The sequence below is a fragment of the Sphingobacterium sp. UBA1498 genome (assembly GCF_002325125.1).
Taxonomy (GTDB): domain Bacteria; phylum Bacteroidota; class Bacteroidia; order Sphingobacteriales; family Sphingobacteriaceae; genus Sphingobacterium.
The window spans coordinates 174,756-195,013 of the sequence record NZ_DCRG01000032.1; the positions used below are offsets into that span (position 1 = coordinate 174,756).

The 20,258-nt window shown below is 34.8% G+C and carries 20 protein-coding genes; 14 read left to right on the plus strand and 6 right to left on the minus strand.

Going from position 1 to position 20,258, the window contains the following annotated elements; translation table 11 throughout:
• Positions 1–116 precede the first annotated feature (116 nt).
• The 3 genes from B3139_RS17815 to B3139_RS17825 all read left to right on the plus strand — a co-directional run bounded on the left by B3139_RS17815 (position 117) and on the right by B3139_RS17825 (position 2,899).
• Entirely contained in the window at positions 117–518 is a 402-nt protein-coding gene (locus B3139_RS17815) for a hypothetical protein (protein ID WP_293884889.1), read from the plus strand.
• Positions 519–936: 418 nt separating this feature from the next.
• Positions 937–2,277 (plus strand): serine hydrolase domain-containing protein, encoded by a 1,341-nt coding sequence (locus B3139_RS17820; protein WP_293884890.1) that lies wholly within the window; start codon positions 937–939, stop codon positions 2,275–2,277.
• A gap of 37 nt (positions 2,278–2,314) precedes the next feature.
• A complete protein-coding gene (locus B3139_RS17825) occupies positions 2,315–2,899 on the plus strand; it encodes a DUF4932 domain-containing protein (RefSeq protein WP_293885077.1) in 585 nt (194 codons plus the stop codon).
• A 166-nt stretch (positions 2,900–3,065) separates the two neighbouring features.
• Here B3139_RS17825 and B3139_RS17830 read toward each other — a convergent pair whose 3' ends face one another.
• From B3139_RS17830 to B3139_RS17840, 3 genes are all read right to left on the minus strand, one after another.
• On the minus strand, positions 3,066–3,881 hold the full coding sequence (locus B3139_RS17830; RefSeq protein ID WP_293884891.1) for a KilA-N domain-containing protein: 816 nt from the start codon (positions 3,879–3,881) through the stop codon (positions 3,066–3,068).
• A gap of 256 nt (positions 3,882–4,137) precedes the next feature.
• Positions 4,138–4,530: a hypothetical protein gene (locus B3139_RS17835; protein WP_293884892.1), complete on the minus strand. Its 393-nt coding sequence runs from the start codon at positions 4,528–4,530 to the stop codon at positions 4,138–4,140.
• Positions 4,514–4,786 carry a hypothetical protein gene (locus B3139_RS17840; protein ID WP_293884893.1) on the minus strand — a complete coding sequence of 91 codons (273 nt, stop codon included), beginning with the start codon at positions 4,784–4,786 and terminating at the stop codon, positions 4,514–4,516. The genes B3139_RS17835 and B3139_RS17840 overlap by 17 nt, the downstream gene beginning before the upstream one ends.
• Positions 4,787–5,036: 250 nt before the next feature.
• Between B3139_RS17840 and B3139_RS17845 the strand changes: the two genes are divergently transcribed.
• Entirely contained in the window at positions 5,037–6,776 is a 1,740-nt protein-coding gene (locus B3139_RS17845) for an IPT/TIG domain-containing protein (protein ID WP_293884894.1), read from the plus strand.
• Positions 6,777–6,792: 16 nt separating this feature from the next.
• On the plus strand, positions 6,793–8,529 hold the full coding sequence (locus tag B3139_RS17850; RefSeq protein WP_293884895.1) for an IPT/TIG domain-containing protein: 1,737 nt from the start codon (positions 6,793–6,795) through the stop codon (positions 8,527–8,529).
• A gap of 159 nt (positions 8,530–8,688) precedes the next feature.
• Here B3139_RS17850 and B3139_RS17855 read toward each other — a convergent pair whose 3' ends face one another.
• Complete coding sequence (locus B3139_RS17855; RefSeq protein ID WP_293884896.1) at positions 8,689–9,408, minus strand: hypothetical protein; 720 nt, start codon at positions 9,406–9,408, stop codon at positions 8,689–8,691.
• Positions 9,362–9,676, minus strand: a complete 315-nt coding sequence (locus tag B3139_RS17860; protein ID WP_293884897.1) for a hypothetical protein — start codon at positions 9,674–9,676, stop codon at positions 9,362–9,364. The genes B3139_RS17855 and B3139_RS17860 overlap by 47 nt, the downstream gene beginning before the upstream one ends.
• An 838-nt stretch (positions 9,677–10,514) precedes the next feature.
• On the opposite strand from B3139_RS17860, the gene B3139_RS17865 reads away from it, so the two are divergent.
• From B3139_RS17865 to B3139_RS17905, 9 genes are all read left to right on the plus strand, one after another.
• Complete coding sequence (locus tag B3139_RS17865) at positions 10,515–10,766, plus strand: type II toxin-antitoxin system Y4mF family antitoxin (protein WP_293884898.1); 252 nt, start codon at positions 10,515–10,517, stop codon at positions 10,764–10,766.
• Positions 10,741–11,079: a HipA N-terminal domain-containing protein gene (locus tag B3139_RS17870; protein ID WP_293884899.1), complete on the plus strand. Its 339-nt coding sequence runs from the start codon at positions 10,741–10,743 to the stop codon at positions 11,077–11,079. The genes B3139_RS17865 and B3139_RS17870 overlap by 26 nt, the downstream gene beginning before the upstream one ends.
• The gene (locus B3139_RS17875; protein ID WP_293884900.1) at positions 11,069–11,767 is read left to right on the plus strand and encodes a HipA domain-containing protein; all 699 of its coding nucleotides are present in this window, start codon (positions 11,069–11,071) and stop codon (positions 11,765–11,767) included. Before B3139_RS17870 ends, B3139_RS17875 begins: the two co-directional genes overlap by 11 nt.
• Positions 11,768–11,978: 211 nt before the next feature.
• A complete protein-coding gene (locus tag B3139_RS17880; protein WP_293884901.1) occupies positions 11,979–12,254 on the plus strand; it encodes a hypothetical protein in 276 nt (91 codons plus the stop codon).
• A gap of 271 nt (positions 12,255–12,525) precedes the next feature.
• A complete protein-coding gene (locus B3139_RS17885; RefSeq protein WP_293884902.1) occupies positions 12,526–12,858 on the plus strand; it encodes a DUF6984 family protein in 333 nt (110 codons plus the stop codon).
• On the plus strand, positions 12,855–13,220 hold the full coding sequence (locus tag B3139_RS17890; protein ID WP_293884903.1) for a hypothetical protein: 366 nt from the start codon (positions 12,855–12,857) through the stop codon (positions 13,218–13,220). The genes B3139_RS17885 and B3139_RS17890 overlap by 4 nt, the downstream gene beginning before the upstream one ends.
• Positions 13,221–13,244: 24 nt before the next feature.
• Positions 13,245–14,459, plus strand: a complete 1,215-nt coding sequence (locus B3139_RS17895; protein ID WP_293884904.1) for a hypothetical protein — start codon at positions 13,245–13,247, stop codon at positions 14,457–14,459.
• Positions 14,456–15,652 carry a hypothetical protein gene (locus tag B3139_RS17900; protein ID WP_293884905.1) on the plus strand — a complete coding sequence of 399 codons (1,197 nt, stop codon included), beginning with the start codon at positions 14,456–14,458 and terminating at the stop codon, positions 15,650–15,652. Before B3139_RS17895 ends, B3139_RS17900 begins: the two co-directional genes overlap by 4 nt.
• A gap of 2 nt (positions 15,653–15,654) precedes the next feature.
• On the plus strand, positions 15,655–15,798 hold the full coding sequence (locus B3139_RS17905; RefSeq protein WP_293884906.1) for a hypothetical protein: 144 nt from the start codon (positions 15,655–15,657) through the stop codon (positions 15,796–15,798).
• Between the two features lie 409 nt (positions 15,799–16,207).
• Here B3139_RS17905 and B3139_RS17910 read toward each other — a convergent pair whose 3' ends face one another.
• The gene (locus B3139_RS17910) at positions 16,208–20,140 is read right to left on the minus strand and encodes a hypothetical protein (RefSeq protein WP_293884907.1); all 3,933 of its coding nucleotides are present in this window, start codon (positions 20,138–20,140) and stop codon (positions 16,208–16,210) included.
• Positions 20,141–20,258: the final 118 nt, after the last annotated feature.

Genomic DNA, 20,258 nt, shown 5'->3' on the forward strand with positions numbered 1-20,258 from the left:
TAGCAGCATGCAATTTTGTAATATGTATTTACATGGACAAGATGGAGATTATAAACATTACTGTAGCATATTTTCAAATTCACTCGTATTGTTGATATATAAATAATCAATAAGTTATGAAAAGAAAATACAGAGTTCTGCTTCCAGCCTTAATTGCTGTCGTTCTTGGCTCTTGCAAAAAAGATGAAAAGATAGCCATTGATAACCTGATCGGTAAATGGACCGTCGCAAATGATGATCCTAGAATGGCCGTAGATGGTTCTGTTACATACAAATTCAACTCAGATATGACCTGTATTAAGAATATATACAATGCGCTTTCAAATCGAGATACGACTATTTTCAGAACCTATGTATTAAGTAATGATAAGACTTTGGTGACACTCTACGATGAGCGCAAGATATATACAGAACAGTATCTGATAAAAAAATTGAATACGAAGGAAATGAAGTGGGAGAATGCTTCTCCTAATGACGGTAACGATAATAAGAGGTTGGTTCGATCTAACAACCAATAGATTTCATTAACTTTTAACTCTCCCACTAATTTTGGTCAATACCTAAGAGGGTATATTAAGCGCTAATTTCATCTATGATGTTTCTATGGGCCGATGCTATAGACCTATGAAAGATAGCATACACTTTATAGAGTTGGTAAATTATTGGCATGGTATGACGAAACCGATATTTTCGGGATAATCGCAATGTGAATTTTAATACTTCTGACATATAGATAATACAATCTTTATTGAGGCTGTCTGCTTCCATAAAAATTTGCGCTAACCTCGTGGTATTATACTTCTCCCGCTATGTATAATAAGGATATATATTTTTATAAAATAAATAAATCAATTAGTTATGTAAATTAGAGCAATCCAATACAGCTGTTGGACCATTGAAAACATACAAATAGATCTTTCAATAAATCCCTTATATATGTGTTTGCTAAAATGTAGTAAGAATATCTCCGTGCTTATTGTTTTATTTGCTTTTCTCGGCGATACAACATTGGTAGCGCAAGAAAAGTTAAATGCGTATTTTGATCATCTTTTCCGAAATAATAAAATGATGGGAAGTGTAGCGGTACTGCACAATGATAGTCTATTTTATACAAGTTCAATAGGCTATGCCGATGTTGATTCTAAAAGAAAAAACGATAGCAGTACAAAATTCCGTATTGCATCCAATACAAAAACTTACACGGCTGTTTTAATTCTCAAGGCTGTAGAAGAACAAAAACTACGTTTGGAGACGTATCTTTCGACATTTTATCCCCAAATTAAAAATGCCGAAAAGATCACTATAGAGCAATTATTGAAGCATCGTAGTGGCATAGTTAACTTTACTGAAATCGATGGGAACGAAATATGGGACCAGAAATTTCATACAGAAGCAGAAGTTTTTAACTATATTAAGGATTTTAAAAGCAATTTTGAACCAAATACTGCCTTCGAATACAGCAATACGAATTATGTACTATTAGGGTTTATATTGGAGAAAGTATATCAGAAGTCTTACGCTACACTGTTAAATGAAAAGATATGCAAACCACTTAGACTTAACAATACTTACTTCTCTGCAGAGACAGATCCCAATAGACATGAAGCGGTATCGTATAATATTCAAAATAAATATATTAAAAATTCAAATGTAAATTTTTCCAATCATCCCGCTAGCGGTGGTATAGCGACTACAGCTGTAGAACTTAATCGATTTCTTTCAGGACTGTTTGAGGGTAAATTAATCTCCAAGGAGAGCCTTGCGTTAATGTTACCCGAGAGTAAGGGGGAATACGGAATGGGAATAGAAAAAGCACGATTTAAGAATCCAATAGGGTATATTCACGGTGGTAGAATTGAAAATTATTTCTCGGATTATTGGTATTTTCCTGCGGAAAAGCTGGGGATCGTGACTTTGTGTAACGCCGTTAATATTAACCTAGGCGAAGTCCAAAATACACTCATTCAATATGTTTATGGTAGAGATCCCATCTTACCCGATTTCAATAAAACAAAAGACCTGACTGAGGACAAGTTTCGCAAAATAGCAGGGACCTATCGATGTAAGGTGGGGAGTCAAACAATGACGATTTCTTCAGATGGCAAGAATTTGATCGGTCAGTTATCAGACAATGGACAGATGTATGTTCCTTATCGCTATAAGTCAGACTATACATTTGTCTATGATGATGAAGGTAGCATCTTAGAGTTTATGCCAGAAGAACAACGCTTGTTGTTGAAAGATGGAGACTTGGTGCTTGAATTTACGAGAATATAAAGATTCAATTTGACATTTTCCGATAGAAGACACGACAATTTTTAGGGAAAGCGGTGAAAAATTATATGGTGTTGTAAAGGAAAAAATGAACCGGCAGGCATACCGTAGCTGGCAAACGATGCTGAATGAGGCATTGGTTCGAGCTGCGGTTATTAAATATCTGAAAGATCATCATTTCAACTCCGAAGAAATCTCAAAGGAAACCAATGAACAGCTAGATAGGGGATTTCTTTGGATTGAAAAACTCGTTGATGAACTAGAAAACTTTGACCGTCAGCGCGACAAATATCCTACTTTAGAGAGTTATATGCCTGTACTTGCTGAGGCTTATCAATCCTATGCTACAAATATTTCTTCTTTAGATGAGTCCTTTGAAGAAAGGAGACCAAAAATTATTTCTTTTGAGGGTATTCAGGATGGACAAACCAATGTCAGCAATACCTTAAAGGAGCTGAAGATAAATTTCGACAGGCCCTTATTGGGACATGGACGGTCATTTAGGGGTATAGACTGGGAATTGGAACCAAACGAAACCTATGAGATCATCATTACAGGGAATGCGTTCCGGACTGCAGATGGGATACCGATTAAAGACCATTATCTAAAATTTAGCACAAAGTAATTTACTGCTGTCTTGGCCGATATTTGACCATACACATAATCAATTTAAATGAATTCTCAGAATTGCTACAAATATGTTTGCTTTATTGGGGCATGAAGCTATTTTTTTTAAGTATGGACAAGTTTTAATCATTGTAGAACCTTTCTCTAAAAATACGTGTGATTTTCTATTTCAATTTTTTAACAGCCTTATTTTCTACGAGCGACTTCATTTGGGTTACCGCTACTTTGTTCAGTTGTATAAGTCTTTCATTTTGTGGTAGGCCTTGTTGGATCAGCAACGCATTTATACTTTCCATGTTGCTTAGCACGACCAACTGTTCTATAATTGCGTAGTCTCGAATATTGCCCTTTTTGTCAGGATTAGTATCTCTCCATTGTTTGGCTGTCATACCAAATAGTGCGACATTCAGTATATCGGCTTCGCTCGCATAAACGAAATTCGCTTGCTGCTTGGTAATTTCAGCTGGAATGAGGTTTTCCTTTATTGCATCAGTATGGATGTGATAATTTACTTTGGCTAGTGTCCTTTGTAAATCCCAGTTCAATTTCAAACGATCATTTTCTTCATCTTTTAGACGCTGAAATTCTTTGATTAAGTAAATTTTAAAATGTGGGCTAATCCACATGCCGAATTCAAAAGCTATATCAGGATGCGCATATGTCCCCCCATATCTTCCTGCGGTCGCTTTTAAGCCGATAGCATTTGTCTTCTTAACCCAATCTTTAACACTGATTTTATAACTGTTAAGTCCGGCTTGACTTTTAATTATGGCGAATTCGCCATAATTAAAAAGAGGGTTATAAATGCTTTCCCAAATACCCAGATATTCAACTGTGTTTCTGTTTCGAAGCCAGTCAGAAATGAAAAAGTCTCCATCTTTAGCTTTTAGCATATCAGTAAGTGAAATAAACTCTTTTCCATTGTCGAGGATGATTGTTATTTCCTTTCCCTGTACATTAATCTTTTTATTCTTTGCCATATATTTAGATTTGATAGTTATTCTTCGTCAGTTTGAAAAAAATAGACGGAATAATTGGCTATTACAGATTTTATTTTAAGCGAGTAAATATACTAAAAAAAATAGTAATACATGGGCCGATGTTTATAGGGTATCGATTCTAAATGATCCATATCAATTCTCATATTATGATGGGCTTGGGCTCCAGTATTATTTATTTTTTTAATAACGTGAGATTCTTATACTACATGTTTTATCATTTCCTGATTTGAGCTTGTTAGCTCGGCATAACTACATTAGCTTTGGAAAAGTCAATGTTTTTGTACCTATCTTTCATTTTCTTGTCGAGTATGACCTTATCGTTCGTGAATGAAACAGGAGGGGTTTTAAAATGCCAGGTTCCCAGATAGTTTAATGAGTTTTCTGTAATCTTAAAAGTAAAGCGTTCTAATTTGTCTATACTTATCAGGCCAGCATTTACTTTATCTTCAAAACCATCTGTTGTATCCGTATTCTTGAAAATATATTCTGTATACATTTTGCCACCATACCACTTACTATTGGTCCACCAATAGTTTAGAATAGCGTAGTTACCCGGCTCAATGGTATATATGAAGGTGTTTTCCTTTGATGATTTGAATGTTGGCTTCACCCTAAATGCTTTCGCCACTTGACCTGCCGTTTACATTATCTTTCTTGCCGATGATTATTAGCGGATAAAGTTCTTTAGCTCCTTTTGCACTTAGGAAGAAGTTAAAATGATCAATTAAATAATTTCTGTTCTTGACTCGCGCTCCAAATTCACCCAATGCTTTGTTATAGCTTATCGTTTCTATGCTGTAAAGATCGTCCATAGTCGAAGGACGTAATAGAACTGTATCGTTTTCAAGGATCAAATCAGACGAAAAGAAAGTTTCTGGAATCATTTTTTTAAATCGATGGTAATATTTTTTTAATTAAGTTAATTTAAAACAAGTTCCGTATAATTATCGATTATTTTGTGATTGCTTTCAACGGTTTTCTATACAAAGCTAATATAGAGAAAGTTTAAATATCTAACGGTTTGTCCTTATTTTTCTTTCGAAGTAATCTATCCATTACTTTTTTTATTCAATTAATTTTTTATATCGTAGAATTGTCTGTATTTTGCAGACGAGATTTAGCCTATTTGATCCGATGAATTGTAATCATGTAATTAAGCAAATTACTAGGAGGCAGACTATAGCTTTCCTATGTAGTATTCTTATATTTATAACAGTTTCCTGTGTAAAGGAAGAAACCGTAGTACCTCCCGACAATAATCCCACAGAGGTCGTCATTTTGACACCGGAGAGTAATGCAGGCAATAATTTGATCCTAGCAGCTGAAGTCAGATATTTGAACAATAGTGATGCCATTCAGTCGCATGGCTTTTTAATTGAAAAATATAGCGACGAGACTCCCGTAAAAAAGGAATATGCCATTACCACAAGTTTACAATCAGGTCGTATTACTTTTAAAGTTCCCGACCCTGAGCATTACAAAGAAGGTGATTATTATACTTGTAAATACTTTGTTCGGACGGAAAAAGGGCTTTATTACAGTCAACCCGCTAGGTTTTTGGTAAGTAGCCTTAGGGTAAAGCCCAAGGAAGATCTCACAGTTGTCGTAGGGGAGATCATCACTGTTGATGGCGAGTTTGGCGATGCTGAAAAAAATTACGGTTTATACTACGGTTACGTACCATCCGAAGAGCAGAAAGTGCCATTTGAACTTATCAATTCGGGCAAAAGTATTCGTTTCAAAGTCCCGGCTGGAATAGAGCAGGGCAATAATGCGACCTTTAGATTAATTGGCAAAGAAAAAAATGGCGGACAATTAAGCGTTATTGTCGCTCAAGGTTTTATTCTGGCGACATTAGTTCCCCCTGCGATCTATACATACTATGTCGATGAAAATCTTCAGTTACCCTCATCTATAAGAGAATATAATGACAATGCCAGGCTGCAAGTTTTCGTCGGTAATGTTTTTTTGAAGTACTCCAATTACTTGAGACTTTATGACTTTGTTAAAAGTCAGAAGGGTAAGACTTTTCCGATAGGGTACACGAATGGGCGCGACACGATCACCTTTCCACAGCCTTTGCAGCTTAAAGAAGCTGATCCCGATGAGTTCAAGATGATCCCAGAGTATGTTCATCCGGGGACTAATTTTGAAGTAGTAGGGCCAGATCCTGGTCGATTTGATTTTTATGGTTATGCTACTGTTGGAAATAAGAAAGCCTATTATTTACTTCGGGATAATACATCAAAAAAGGGGGAGTTAGCCATAGACGATATTCCAGACGGTGAGTACTCCTTGGAAATGAAAAATAGTTTCTTCAGCTATACAAGCAACAATAAAATTAAAGTAAAGAGCGTACATATCAGTTCAAGCAGTCATACGGAATGTTATGCTGGAGATAAAATAAAGTTAAAAGGTACATTTATACTAAGGCGGTCTTATGGATTGCGTATTGATCCGGCTCAAGAAAGCTATTTTTCAACCTGTAATACGTCGGGTGAGATCATATTTGAAGTACCTGCTACCAAAGCCGGAAATTATCAAGCTCAGGTGACATATCTCAGCGAGATGGGACAACAGAAAAATTACTATTCCAATGCTATTCCATTACAAGTCAAGGCTACTGTAATCAATTCGGTCTCTCCATTACGTGCTACAGCAGGAACCCTGATTACGATTGAGGGACATGGATTGAATGGATACAAAGTGCGAATTGCTGATAGGGAGATTCAACATACGCTATCCCAGAACGATAAAATACAGTTTAAAGTACCGGATGATCTACCAAAAGGTAAATACCGGGTGAACGCCAAATTTTTTAATTATGTCATTGAAAACGTTGTTTTCGCTAGTGATTACCTTGAAATACTTTAATCGCAAAAAATAAATTATGAAAAAGACCAGGTCTATATATATAGTTGCATTTTTTTTGCTTTGGCTATCTATAAGCAGTTTAAGCATTTTGGTTGGGTGCAAAAAGAAAGAAGTCATCGAGCCTGTCGATTACAGTCCCATTCAACTGGAAACCACTACATTCAGTGATTTGGAAGATAAAACGGTTACCTTAAATGGACATATAGCTCGATTAAATGGGATACCTGTGGAGGATTGCGGATTCTTAATCCAAAAGGTAACCACCACAAACGGCGAGAAGGAAACTGTTGTCAGCTTGGGAAAAAAAGCTACAGTCGGGAATGTTACATTGAAATACCAGCACAACAGTAATTTTGAGTTGGGAGATCGTTATCAGTATACTTTGTATGTCAAAACAAAAAATGGTTTCTATCGTGGCGAGCCCAATACGTTTGAAGTGGATGGAATTAAGATCAATCTTTTGGAAGATAAGCTTGTGCCTAATAACAATAAAGTAACCGTTACTGGTGATTTTCAGTTCCTCTCCGAAAATATAAAGTTATATTATCAGAGCCAATATCAGGGTGAGCATGTCATACCCTATCAAGTCGGTAGTGATCGAAAAAGCCTTAGTTTTATTTTTCCAAAATCTGATAACTTCTATCATGGAAATAAGGTATCTGTTTTTTTACGTGTTAAAGATCAATCGGGTTTTGCCAGCAATAGGACAATAGCTAACATTGAAGTTTTAGGTGTAGCCAATCCACCCGTAAAAACTAAGTTTTATCTAAACGAGCCTATACCCATCACGGGCAACGCAATAAAATGGGATGGAATGCCTATGTCGGCGCCATTTTATATGCTGATCAATGGAAAAAAAGTTGAATGCTATCGCCAGGTCAATTTATATGAAATTGAAAGCCTAAAAGGAGGCAAATTTCAATTGGGCTTCCATAATGGGAAGGATTCCGTTATTTTCAAAGATTCCATTGAATTGATCAGACCGCTTGGTAGCAATATCCATTTTACAAAAAAGGTGATCCATTCTCCTTCCTTAATGAGGATCGATGGGATTGATATGTATACCTATCTCATGAACCCAGAAAAAGCTAGTTATTATCTAGGTAAACATAGCATCGCCCATTTTTTTGATAGCAGTACCGGGAGTATAGAGACATTTACCGTAGGCGATGTCTCAGATGGCGTTTACACTTTTGGATACAGTAGCCCTTATTATTCAGTCAGTTCTACGGAGCGAGTAGAGGTTAGGACCTTGAAGTGGAATACACCAGCAGATTTGACAAAATTTGTTGGTGAGCCATTTACGATTACAGGCAATTTCATCGAGGGGCAGACTTATTCGGTTATCGGAAATGGAATTTACGAGTATCCTGTTGCTCGAGACGGTAAAATACAATTTGCTTTGCCAGGTTATATCATTGGCAGTACAGAAATTCAGATCGGTTATAGCGTAAATTACAATTATAATGAGAATTATTATTCACCCCAAAAACAGCAGTTATATATTCGCAATTTTGAAGTCACTAGTATTAGTCCGTTAAAAGGGTATCCCGGTGATGTCGTCACGATTAAAGGTCGGGGGCTCAGCCAAATAAATGTGACCATAGGTGGAGCATATGCTACCAGCGTTTTTCGAAGTTCTGAAGAACTTCGATTTATCGTACCGGCATTTGCATCCAGAGGAAAAAGCGAAGTTATCATGACGATGCACGACAAAACCATGAAGTGTAAAGATCTTTTTGAAGTTTTATAGCTCGCTGAATCCCCAGAACTTGCTTACTCCCGCAGATCGGGAAAGTTACTAATGTGCTTTGGAAATTACATCAATTGTGTCTAGGGCTTTGAGGTCATCACAAAGCCCCGGGCACTATATTAAAGCATTTCATTAACCTGAAAAGCGAGTGTAGTTTTACTATTTCCTTCTTATAATTCCCAATTCTCCAACTAATTCCCAATTCTCCAACTTCGCTTTGCCTTTGAAAAAATCTATTGAAAACCGAAATAATTCTTCCGAATATCCATTGTAATAAACGATATATTTTCCATTTCCAGCTAACTTCACATAGCTTGAACCACCTGTGTCATAAAAGAAAGGTCTTCGATACAGTTCTTTTGCATTGAGGTCATAACAAACGATCCAAGTCGTATATTGTTGGTCCCATGTAATCGCATATATCAACTTGTTTTTCGTATCAGATTGCCAATAGTTGCCTTGGATGGGTTGACCTATTGGTGTTTTTGTTTTATAGTTGATCAATTGATTTCCTAAGAACGCCAGATCTTGGAAAGGTAGGATGCTAATCTCATCATAAACAAAGTTCGAGACCTTCTTTATCGGATCCCAAGTAAACAAACCTTGATAATTTTCTTTCATTCCAAAGTCAATACCGTTCGGCATCACTGTCAGCCCCGAGTAATAAAATACAGAGTTGTAGCCTGATATAAGCTCAAATTTATTTTTATTTGCAACATCAAGTGTTGCGACGTTCCTACCGGTAATATTATTACCCAAAAGTGTCAGAAAAGCCATTCCATTTTTGTTGAAGACAACCTCTTCCGGAATAACATAAGGGGATTGCGGATGATCATTTGGCTGCGGGGTGAATTGAATCTCCTCTAATACCAATAGCATCTCCCGGAGGATAACCCTCCTTATAAAACGTATGTATCAGATCTTTGGTAAATTTGTTTTCAATATAAGTCTCAGGTTTTTCAGTTATGATCAATCGATTGATGTAAGTGTTATGGTTAAATATCGCTTCCAGTATTTCCGCATAGTCTTTTTCAAAAGCGGAATAATTGAAAGTTTTTTCTGGAGCTTTTGCTTTAGGAGTTTTTTTAGTTGTGCTTTGACAAGCTAAAGCAAGAAATAAAACGGGTATTAAGAAGTATACTTTCATAAAATGGCGCGAATGATTTAACAGATGATGTCAAAATGTTTTCTTTTCCATAATGCAATTTACTAAATTCATTTATCAGGTTTTTATTTGTGACCTTATTGGTAGATTATTAAATATGAAAGCAGCAATTTTTCTTTTTTTCATTATCGTACTAGTCTCTTGGGATCGGATATATAGGTGTAAATAGCGATAGGATAGAATTTTGTGTTGGTCATTTTTCTGCTGATATCCCAAATCAAAATTGTTATAAAAGAGTCGCGGATGAATAGCACCTTCCAATTATAAAATTAATACACTTAGAGGTATGCTGCAATTACCTCTTTTGTTTTTTCATTTCTTCTATCTCTCGCTTTAGCTGGTCTCGACCTTGTTTCTTTGAAAATTCTTGTTCCGTTGCAGAATAATCGTACTTGAATAGTCTAGCTTTCATCTTAGTATTATTGACAAAAATACCAAAGTCTATGTTTGCTATCGTAAGCAAACCAAATGCTTCATAGCTAGGCTTACTATAAGGCGGTTTGGATATCCTCTCAAGTGAAGATTTTGATACCGTTGCCTATCCACTTTCTAAAATCGGTGACCATTCGATTCGGATGATTTTGTCCATTTGAATATTATTCTGAGAATTCAAAAATCAATTTTTACTTAATAATATCCGAAATCTCCATTTTATACGTAAATGCATATAATTTTAAAATAGTCTGCTTAGTTGTATGCTTTTACATATAATGGTGTTGCTTTTTTTTGTTTTATACGTTTTTGCATATAGTTATATCGTATTATGTGATATTATATGTTTTTGCATATAAATGAGTATATTTGTTTAAAGTTTATTATTATGATGACATTAGCGGATTTTGTAAAATCAAAGAGAAAAGAAGTCAACCTAACACAGGAAGAATTTGCTGAGCGAGCTGGTGTGGCATTAACCGTAGTCCGGAAAATCGAGCAAGGAAAGGAAAACCTAAATTTGGAAAAGGTGAATCAAGTTTTGAAGATGTTTGGACATACTTTGGCACCGGTTAGCTCAAGAGAAATAACGAAATCAGAAAATAAAAGAGATTATGAGGCGGGCAGATATATATTATAAAAATGATTTGGCTGGTAAACTTACTGAAACGAATGAAGGACAATATATTTTTGAATATGATGAGATGTACATCAAGAATTACCCAAATCAGTTCCTGACTTTCACAATGCCGGTTGTAGAAAAACCATATATTGATAAAAGATTATTTCCTTTTTTTGAAGGGCTGATTCCAGAAGGCTGGTTATTAGATATTGCTTCCAAAAATTGGAAACTGAATCGAAATGACCGGATGGGATTGCTTTTAGCCTGTTGCCAAAATTGCATAGGAGCGGTAAGTGTGCAACCAATAATACATGATGAAAATGAAGAATAAAAATTGCTTGTACTGTTATCGGGAATTAAATGCAGAGACAGAAGGTGACTTTCATGAAAGTTGTAGCTTGGAATTTTTCGGGACCAAACAGCAACCTGTTTTTGAATATTCCATGGAACAAATGGGGGAACTAGCAAAGAATATTGTCGAAAGAAGTGTCGCAGTTCCAGGAGTGCAACCAAAATTGTCTTTATCTGTAGTTAATGATACACTTAATGATCCTGACAGAGGGCGTTTGACAGTCATAGGAGCTTTGGGCGGTAATTATATTTTCAAACCACCTTCCGAAATCTTCCCTGAAATGCCGGCGAACGAACACGTTACAATGCGAATTGCCGAAGCATTCGGGATCAATGTAGTGAAATCAAGCCTGATAAGGATGTCTTCCGGGGAATTGGCCTATATTACCAAACGGATAGATAGGACAGACACCGGAGAAAAAATCCATATGCTGGACATGTTGCAGATTACGGACGCTTCCGATAAGTATAAAAGTTCCATGGAAAAAATAGGGAAGACCCTAAATGAATATTCAGATAACACCCTGTTAGATAAGAGTTATTTTCTGGAATTGGCGGTGTTTAGTTTTTTGACGGGCAATAACGATATGCATCTGAAAAATTTTTCAATGATCGATGGTGGTAATAGTTGGAAACTAGCTCCTGCTTATGATCTTTCTGAAAAATAAACCGTTGGCATTCAAATGGATTGATAATTCATTTTTATCTCAGGATTACAAGGACCTGTATAAACAACTGCTTGATCTTAGATATGAGATTCTTAACATGTAGAGAAGAAAATCCTTAAATTATGGATTATTTGTGGGATTTACACACATCGTTTCACTTCGATAATTAGCACGCAAATAATAGCGCCACATTTTTATAACAGGAAAACTTATGATAAAGTATTTCAAAGAACAGCGAGTACCATTTTTTATTGCTTTGGCCTATGTTGGAATAGGTACCTTGTCGGTATGTTCGATTCTTACTGGTGATCCGTTTTATAACGAATGGTTTGTTGTCGGTACGGTATTTACATTTCCGGTATCAATTATAAGTTTTGCATATCGCTACGCGGAAGGAGATCTACTTTACCCTGTATTTATCATTCAGGCAATTATGTTTGTACTTACTTTTTTTATTCTGAGTCATCTATTAAAGGCAGAGAAATAAAAAAGAGCAGTTGAAAATGACGATGAAAAAGCGGTGATAATCTCTATAGCAACAGTGTTATATTAAAATATACATCGCTATAACGTATAAAATTTTCATAGCTCACACCTAGCGACAATCCCTTCGTAAATGTCCGAATCCCCTATTATATACTGTTTATGTCCATCATAAAAGGCTTGGCAAATAAATATAGCAAAAGTTTGAATTGTTTAAGTGATTATTGATCTTTATATAGATAAATCTTTGATAAGCCAATAGAACTATGCGAAATATGAAAAGAAGACTTCGCTCTGCGGAAATCAAGCTGATTTCCCATTTGGTGCGAGATACACCAGAGGGAGCCGGTATTATAGCTTCATTGGAAGACTTGTTTGTTGAAGAAATGGACGATGGTGGAATGGGCAGCCTCCATGTAATTATAGAAGGAGAGGATCATAGGCGTTCTGGCGGTGTGCTAGTCGATATGGATTCTCACGATATCGACGGAATGTATTTGCTTATCTCTGTTATCGTGGATACTGACGATAATTTTTATGAATTAGATATTTTCAAAGGTGACTTTTCTCCTTTGATACAGTTACCTGATGTATCAATAAATTTATGATGCGGTATCTAAACAAAGATGAAATTCAATCCAGATTGAGATTAGGAAAATCAGTGGAGCAATGGTTGGGTGTTGTTCAGGAAGCAGATCATACCATACTCAGATGGTTAAGCATTGATAAGGAAAGCGACGAAAGCTTTTCTGTGGCCTATTTTGAATCCTTTGATGAGGGAAATGAAGATTTCTTGGACATCTATGCGTTTTCGTTGGTTGATCCTGATGAGCCATTTGGCGTGATAGATACTTTTTCTTCAGTTGCTGATGCGGTAGAATTTGCAGAGGCGACCTACAAGGCCTCTCCTAATAAATACACTGCTGCAGGAATGATTCAGGAAGAATATAGGGATTATATTAATCGATAATTTTTTGGTTAGAAAATATAGAAAATGAAAAGTTATGTATTATTTATTTTTGTTCTTTTATTAGAGGTTCGAGCGTCAGCGCAGTCTCTCTATTCCGCCAATCTGGACAGTGCCAGTCTGTTTCCAACCAAACACGGGCATTTCGAAAACTATGCATTTGTACTGAATGGAAATGTTATTGAACAGGATTCTTTGATCAATTATCCCGGCACGAAATTGAATACTGTGTTTCCTTACCCTATTCGTTTGGGAGGGCTCCATTACAGTGGAGCCGTTTATTTCCACAATAAAGAATACTATGCTCCCCCTGTACGTTATGCCAATGATCCGGCCTATTTTGTCAATGGTAGACAGGTTAGCCCATATCGTATTCGTTTGCTCAAAATAGAAGCCTTCAATAAAATCTCCAAGACAATACCTGACACAACAATAGACGGTAAGTTATACAAAGGTACCATTCACATCGATACTGATGAGGACGTTGTTGCGAACCGTATTCTACTGCCAGAAATGATTGAAAAATATACCCATTTGCCGCTCGAAAAGGTCATTGTCCATTGGCGTGGTCTAGGTAACCGTTACACCGATGAAGACGATATTGGTACTATCATTGATACAGGTTTTCCAATCCATTCGTTCAACCTAGGCAAAACGGATCCTATCGGTAACCTGGGCATTCGCACCATAGAGATCGATCGTGTCCGTTTTGCGGAAGGCGAACGTTATGTTGTTCATATCGCTGATAATACGTATAAATGGCGGAATGCCAAGGCAAATTTAATTTTTAGTGATCCACTGGCCGTTGATACAATATCCCCCTGTTACTTGCCTGATTTTGACGAAGACGGTTATTCCATTTTTACCAGTACCGAAATTTCTGCGCAGCCTTATAAGGGTAATAAAGTCTATTTGAAAAAACTAGCTACGTCAATGGGACTATCTACCGAGAAAGCCCCTACCGCAATAAGGGATTCAATCGCAGTACAATTTGTTGTGCTCAAAAATGGAATGCTATCAAGACTACAAAGCCTAAGCCCCGAAAGAGCCTGCCATGGAGATATACTAAAGGCGATCAAAAATAATGCTTGCATTTGGTATCCCGCAATCATGGGAGGACGTCCAGTATATGCTTGGGTGAAAATGAAAATTTTATACAGCACGGATTCTCGGGGAAATATTCGATCACTGGATCATATTGGAATTCCATATAGTATAAGAGAATTAAAAATCAACCCATGAAGATAATATACACTACCTATTACCTGTTTGTTTTTATATTTATGCTATTAGCATCTAGGGCATTATCTCAACAGGTAAATACCAGTGGGCGGGATAGTTCTCTATTATTTCCCAAAAGTTATGGCGCGTTCGAAAATTATGAATTTATCTTAAATGGTGGAACCATCAGACATGAAGATTTAGTCAATTATCCCGGAGCAATGCTGGGTAGGGCATTACCTTATTCGACTACAGCAAAAAACGGATACCAGGGGGCTGTCTATTTCCATACTCCCTGGTATCCGCCATCACCTTCTGATCAGTATGCCGACGATCCGGCGTATTTTATCAATACGATACAGGTTAGTCCTTATACAATTCGGGCATCAAAGGCAAAATACTATAAACAGATCCGTCGATCAGCACAGGATACGCTGATAGATGGTATATCCTACAGGGGTTCTATCTATGTAGATACCGAAGAAGATTTTTTTGCTGACCGTATTGCCCTGCCAGAACTTATCAGAAGATATACGGGCTTGCCTATTGAGCAGGTTACCGTACATTGGCATAGTGGATATCTTAATCAGTTGAATCCCGGTGTTACCATTCATCATAATTTTTTGTTGTATTTTATCGATCCCAGGGGTATTAAGCAGATTAAGGTCGATCGGATCCGCTTTGCCGAAGGAGAACGCTATTTTGTGCATTTAGTGGACGATGGCTATCCGTTTAGCTATTTTACAGAAAAAGGTTGGCGTTCACCGCAGCACACCTATTTGATGTTCAAGTATCCACGTGTTTTCGATCCTGCTGCACCCTGTTATTTAGCTGATTTTGATACAATAGGTACGAGAATATACCATCGTGCGAAAGAAGAACCCCGTCCTTTAGGAGGGGAGGAAGTTTATGTGAAAAAACTATCGGCTATTATGGGGCTACCTAAAGCAAAACTGAAAGGGGCAATGCGTCTGGATTCAATCACAGTCCAATTTGTTGTACTTGGGAATGGACAGATTACCGGGCTTGAATCTATGGGGCCGCTGCAACCTGAACATGTAGGCATATTAAAAGCTATCAAACAACATTCGTGTGTGTGGCCTGTTGTGTGGGAAGATGGACGGGTTTTGCTCTTTCGGCGAAAAATGGTTGTTTATTACCATAGAAATAAAGCAGGAAATATGAAGTCGCTAGATCGGCTTGAATATCGATAAAAATGGAAATTAAATTTAAAATTGAACAATTATCACCTTCTAATTTGGATTATCATGAAGAGCTAATTCACGAAAATATTGAAACAAGAAAGTTATTCGATGCTATTTATCATCATGGAGTAGGTGTTGAGGCAGTAATTGAATAGCACTGATTTTATTGAAAAACAACGCACGAAAAGGAAGGTTCATATAGATTAGAAGGGCTCAGTTATAAGATAATTGAGCCCTTCTTCTTTACTTCGAATCCCCTGGTTTGTGTATGTGCGGTTTTAAATCCGGATGTTTGGGTTTCGTTTCGGGAGTAACCCGTCGTCTTTTGTCGGGCGTGCCATCAGGTTTGTTTGGCTTTGGTCCCGGTTTGATTGCTTGAATTGTTTTCATATAAAAAATGTTTTTATCTAAAATACAGTTAGATAAAACACAGATTCTATGGTATCCCGTAATGTCTAAATAGTATTGGTCACTGCTATCATTTCTATTTTAAATTTGGTTTGAATAACCTTGTAGAGAGGAAGATATTTTGTTAATACTAAAATGGACACTTACAGATTAACCCTAAATACAATCAATTAACTCTATTTTTAGATTTGGAATATCGCTATACTCTTGAACCAAATTCTGAAATTCTGAGAAATTTGATTGTGGCGTATTCAGGTCAACATTAAAAACGATATAATAGCTAAATTTTGATTTTACAGAATTTATATATTGTAATAGTTTCTTTTTATATTCTTTACGCTTTTCTTGTTTTTGAATTTCTGGATTGTTTAAGAGTTTCAATTCGAAAATAATAGGGCCTATAAATCCATATTTTACCACGAAATCGAGCCTTTTATTATCAAAAATTTGGAGCTCTCTCATAATATCAACATTTCTTATCCCTTTATTAAGTAATGCATTCTCTAATGCTATTTTTAAAGTTTTTTGAAGAGTGTCTTCCGAAAATACAGGACCTTGAATATTTCCCTTACTTGCCATTTTAGTAATTACATGTGAATAAGCTTCTTCAAAGAAGAATGATTTAAAATCTAAAATAGATTCTTCAATTTTAGATTTCAAATCACTTACATCATATATTGCTAAGTATTTCCTTTTCCTAACTTCATTGTAGCTTTGAATCGACTCTGAGATACTTCTGTATGATACATTTTTGTTTAATAGTATAAACTTTAGCGTTTTTAGGTTTTCATGAAAAGTATGTTTGGTGCTTATATAGAGAGAGTTATTCAAAACACGTTCTATTTCAAATAGATTTCGAAGAGAAATGTTTAATTCATAGTATTTTAAGACTTCATTTTGCAAAATACTTCTTCTCTCAGAATTATCTGGAGTCAAATTCAGCTTTAAACTTTCCTCTAGGAGAATTAAAATTTTTCCTCCAATTTTGTCATCACTTATTTTATGTAAGCAAGAAAAATAGGGGGTCTGTCCATACCAATAATCTGACAGTTGATCTTGTTTAAATGTCTTTTGCTTTATGTTATTTATAAAATATTCAAATCTCTTATCTATTGAATCAGAGTCCAGAAAGAAGGATATTAAATATTGATTTGCAATATTGCCAATATAGTTCTTCTTATAATTTGCATGTTCAAGGTTTTGTAAAAACTGTTTATCCAGAAAAGTAGATGATAATTCTCCAAAAGCTTTTAATACCTGAATTTTAACATCTTCCCTCATTGTTTTATTATCTAGAATGTTTTTAAGATAGGGTTTGAAAATAATCCAGTTATTATTAGATATTATTGAAATAAAATTAAATGGTTCAGCTAGCGATAGGTCATCTGTTCTATTAATACAAAAGTTATATAACTCCTCTTGCTCTTCGAAGCTTACATGTCCCAAAATATCAAAAACTAACTTCGTTTGATCTGAATCGCTAAGTAGAGGAATATATTTAATAATTTTGACTCTATTATCTTTCATCAAGTCAATTAATTGAAGTTCTTTGGCAATTTTTAGATAATAAAATAATCTAAAAAACCTATCGTTTCGCACGTCAAGGGAACTATATGTTGGTGATCTTTCAGTAATAAATATCCTAAATGATTTTGGATCTATAGAGGTTATTATATTAGAGACTTCTAATTTGAGTTTTTCGATAGAATTACCATCAAGTTTTTCTTTGTATAAATCTTTTCTTTTTAAAAACTCGTCAAAAATAACATCTGTTACGGAGGTAGCATTTATTATTCTTGTGTTAAAGTTATCAACTAATGCTTTTTCGTCATCTTCTTTTTGTTTTGCTACTAGTTCTTTTTCCTCTAGGTTCTTTTCTTGAAAGTGTTCATGTTCTTTTGCTAATTCTTTAGCTAGATTTGGATTGTTTAATTTTATGTATACATTAAGTCTTTGTAGTTCAAATGGAGGTATTGATGATGAATTAAATAAATTAACTATTTGATTATATTCGTTAATATCTATAGATTCTGCTATGCCATTATGAAATTCATAAAGAATTGTTCTGTCAAACGTACTATGTTGTATTAATTCCGCGAGTGAGTCGTTTCTAATTAAAAATTTTATACACTCTCCTAAAAATAGCTGTTTTGAACCATCGAAGTAAGGATGTTCGTCATCTTCTATATAAGAAAATAGTATGTGTTTAATTTTATCTTTTAATATTGTTTTATTATCACTAATAATTTTAAATATCGGTGAAAAATCCACGTATGAATATTCATTACTGAAAAAAGTATTTCTATTTTGAGTATCTTTTAATAGGTGATCTGAAATTTTAATAATTGAATCTACATCTTTTAAACTGGATAAATACCTATCTTTATTATTGATGTCTGGATATTTAATAATCAATCCTAAGAAATCATCAACAAAAACTCCAGATTCATAACGAATATAACTTTCAATAATAATTTCAGCGGACTCCTTATTTTGGATGTTTTTAATAATTGCGTGACTTCTAAATTCTTCTGGGCTAATTAAGCTTTCTAGAATCCAGAGGTAGTTACTTAAGCCATTGCTCTGAGTTATTGAATTGATGTTAATTTTTTTGATGTATTGAATCCAGTCGTACTTCAGTTGTAAGGGGAGACGATCTTTTGGTGCTAAATTTTTAATGATTAGGCCTTTGTTGAGTTGTTGTGGATTTCTATAATTGGTGTCAGTATTATCTACTTTGATTAATTCTTGACTTTCGTCTGTGTAAAAGCCTGCGATTAAATCACAATAATTTCCTATTGAGTACTTTGAATATTGGTAATAATTAAATACGGTAGAGAAAATGTTTGGAATTGTTGAGCTATCAAAATTACCTAGATTAACATGCAACAATGTGTGAATTAACTTCTCATCTATGTTTGTGATGTTTACATTTTCAATGTAATTTGATAATATGGATAAGGTTTCCTGTGGGTTTATTTCAATGGCAAATGCCAAGACATTGTACCAATTTGGGTATATAATATTTAGATCTTTATTCAATATTAAATCAAATATAATTTGTGAAGTGTTTCCAATGCGTAATAGTTCTTTTGCAGCTAAATATTCAGTAAACTCTGTGTTATCAAAACTAATTACATTGCCGGTTTTCTTTAATGTTCTTTCAATAAAATGGTCTAAATTACAGCTGTTTAAGAATATTGTAGAAATATTTGAATGAATTTCGTCAAAAAAAGATACTAATTCATCTATAGTGATTTGATTTTTCTGATAAATTTCGAATACTAAAGCTATTTTTTCTAGGATTCTTTTACTTAATGTTATTTCATTAATATTTACATTTTTCTTTCCCCTTAATTTATTCCACTCCGACACTAATTTATGATATATTACTTTTTCGAATAAATCAATTCTACTAAAGTTTAAATCTATTTTTTCTGATTCTATATCATCTTTATAAGTGTCAATGAAAGCCTTTAAATATCTAGGAGTTTTAAGAACGTTAAATGACGATGAGTTTAATAGTTCAATAAAGTATTGTGATATCTTTTGATTTTCAAATTCACCGTCTATGTATTCAATTATTTGGGAATGATTAAACTCTTGAATCTGAATTATATTTTCAATCGGAAGTTGTAATAGTTGTGGTTTTAAATCAAATATATAATGGTTTCTACATGCTATAATTATATTTACATTATTAGATATAATTATCTCAACTTTTTTTAAAATCGACTTTATCATTGTCAAATCAACTTCATCCAAACTGTCCAAATACAGAAATTTTGTTGTTGACGGACTCTTATCACTTGGATCATTTAAGAATTTATTAAATATTAATCCAGGGTAGTCTTTACAGTCTAACAATTCCCCGTAAATATCTTGATGACTTTTAATTAGCTCAGCTAAATATTTAGATTTTCCATATCCTGGTTCACCTATAACCAACGTAATCTTTGATTTTTTAATTTCCTCAACGATGTTTATAGGTTTTGCCGTACTGTAAAAACCAAGTAAATCTTCTTTATTGTCCCCATTTAGATATCTGTCTAAGGACCTGTAGTGACTAATATTAGGTGTTATATTCATGTAACTAATTATATTGTTTTTGAATATAGCAAATGAATGTATATGTCACAATTTCTTTTATTTATTGTGTAAAATGTTATAGAGAAAGTATATTGGAATGCTATATATTACACCTAAC

What these genes read in the sequence shown, in the direction of transcription:
- B3139_RS17905 (WP_293884906.1), top strand. Translation starts at nt 15,655, where the DNA reads ATGGAAATTAAATTTAAAATTGAACAATTATCACCTTCTAATTTGGAT.
- B3139_RS17875 (WP_293884900.1), top strand. Translation starts at nt 11,069, where the DNA reads ATGAAGAATAAAAATTGCTTGTACTGTTATCGGGAATTAAATGCAGAG.
- B3139_RS17870 (WP_293884899.1), top strand. Translation starts at nt 10,741, where the DNA reads ATGAGGCGGGCAGATATATATTATAAAAATGATTTGGCTGGTAAACTT.
- B3139_RS17855 (WP_293884896.1), bottom strand. Translation starts at nt 9,408, where the DNA reads ATGCTATTGGTATTAGAGGAGATTCAATTCACCCCGCAGCCAAATGAT.
- B3139_RS17885 (WP_293884902.1), top strand. Translation starts at nt 12,526, where the DNA reads ATGAAAAGAAGACTTCGCTCTGCGGAAATCAAGCTGATTTCCCATTTG.
- B3139_RS17890 (WP_293884903.1), top strand. Translation starts at nt 12,855, where the DNA reads ATGATGCGGTATCTAAACAAAGATGAAATTCAATCCAGATTGAGATTA.
- B3139_RS17910 (WP_293884907.1), bottom strand. Translation starts at nt 20,140, where the DNA reads ATGAATATAACACCTAATATTAGTCACTACAGGTCCTTAGACAGATAT.
- B3139_RS17850 (WP_293884895.1), top strand. Translation starts at nt 6,793, where the DNA reads ATGAAAAAGACCAGGTCTATATATATAGTTGCATTTTTTTTGCTTTGG.
- B3139_RS17895 (WP_293884904.1), top strand. Translation starts at nt 13,245, where the DNA reads ATGAAAAGTTATGTATTATTTATTTTTGTTCTTTTATTAGAGGTTCGA.
- B3139_RS17845 (WP_293884894.1), top strand. Translation starts at nt 5,037, where the DNA reads ATGAATTGTAATCATGTAATTAAGCAAATTACTAGGAGGCAGACTATA.
- B3139_RS17840 (WP_293884893.1), bottom strand. Translation starts at nt 4,786, where the DNA reads ATGATTCCAGAAACTTTCTTTTCGTCTGATTTGATCCTTGAAAACGAT.
- B3139_RS17900 (WP_293884905.1), top strand. Translation starts at nt 14,456, where the DNA reads ATGAAGATAATATACACTACCTATTACCTGTTTGTTTTTATATTTATG.
- B3139_RS17880 (WP_293884901.1), top strand. Translation starts at nt 11,979, where the DNA reads ATGATAAAGTATTTCAAAGAACAGCGAGTACCATTTTTTATTGCTTTG.
- B3139_RS17820 (WP_293884890.1), top strand. Translation starts at nt 937, where the DNA reads ATGTGTTTGCTAAAATGTAGTAAGAATATCTCCGTGCTTATTGTTTTA.
- B3139_RS17860 (WP_293884897.1), bottom strand. Translation starts at nt 9,676, where the DNA reads ATGAAAGTATACTTCTTAATACCCGTTTTATTTCTTGCTTTAGCTTGT.
- B3139_RS17865 (WP_293884898.1), top strand. Translation starts at nt 10,515, where the DNA reads ATGATGACATTAGCGGATTTTGTAAAATCAAAGAGAAAAGAAGTCAAC.
- B3139_RS17830 (WP_293884891.1), bottom strand. Translation starts at nt 3,881, where the DNA reads ATGGCAAAGAATAAAAAGATTAATGTACAGGGAAAGGAAATAACAATC.
- B3139_RS17815 (WP_293884889.1), top strand. Translation starts at nt 117, where the DNA reads ATGAAAAGAAAATACAGAGTTCTGCTTCCAGCCTTAATTGCTGTCGTT.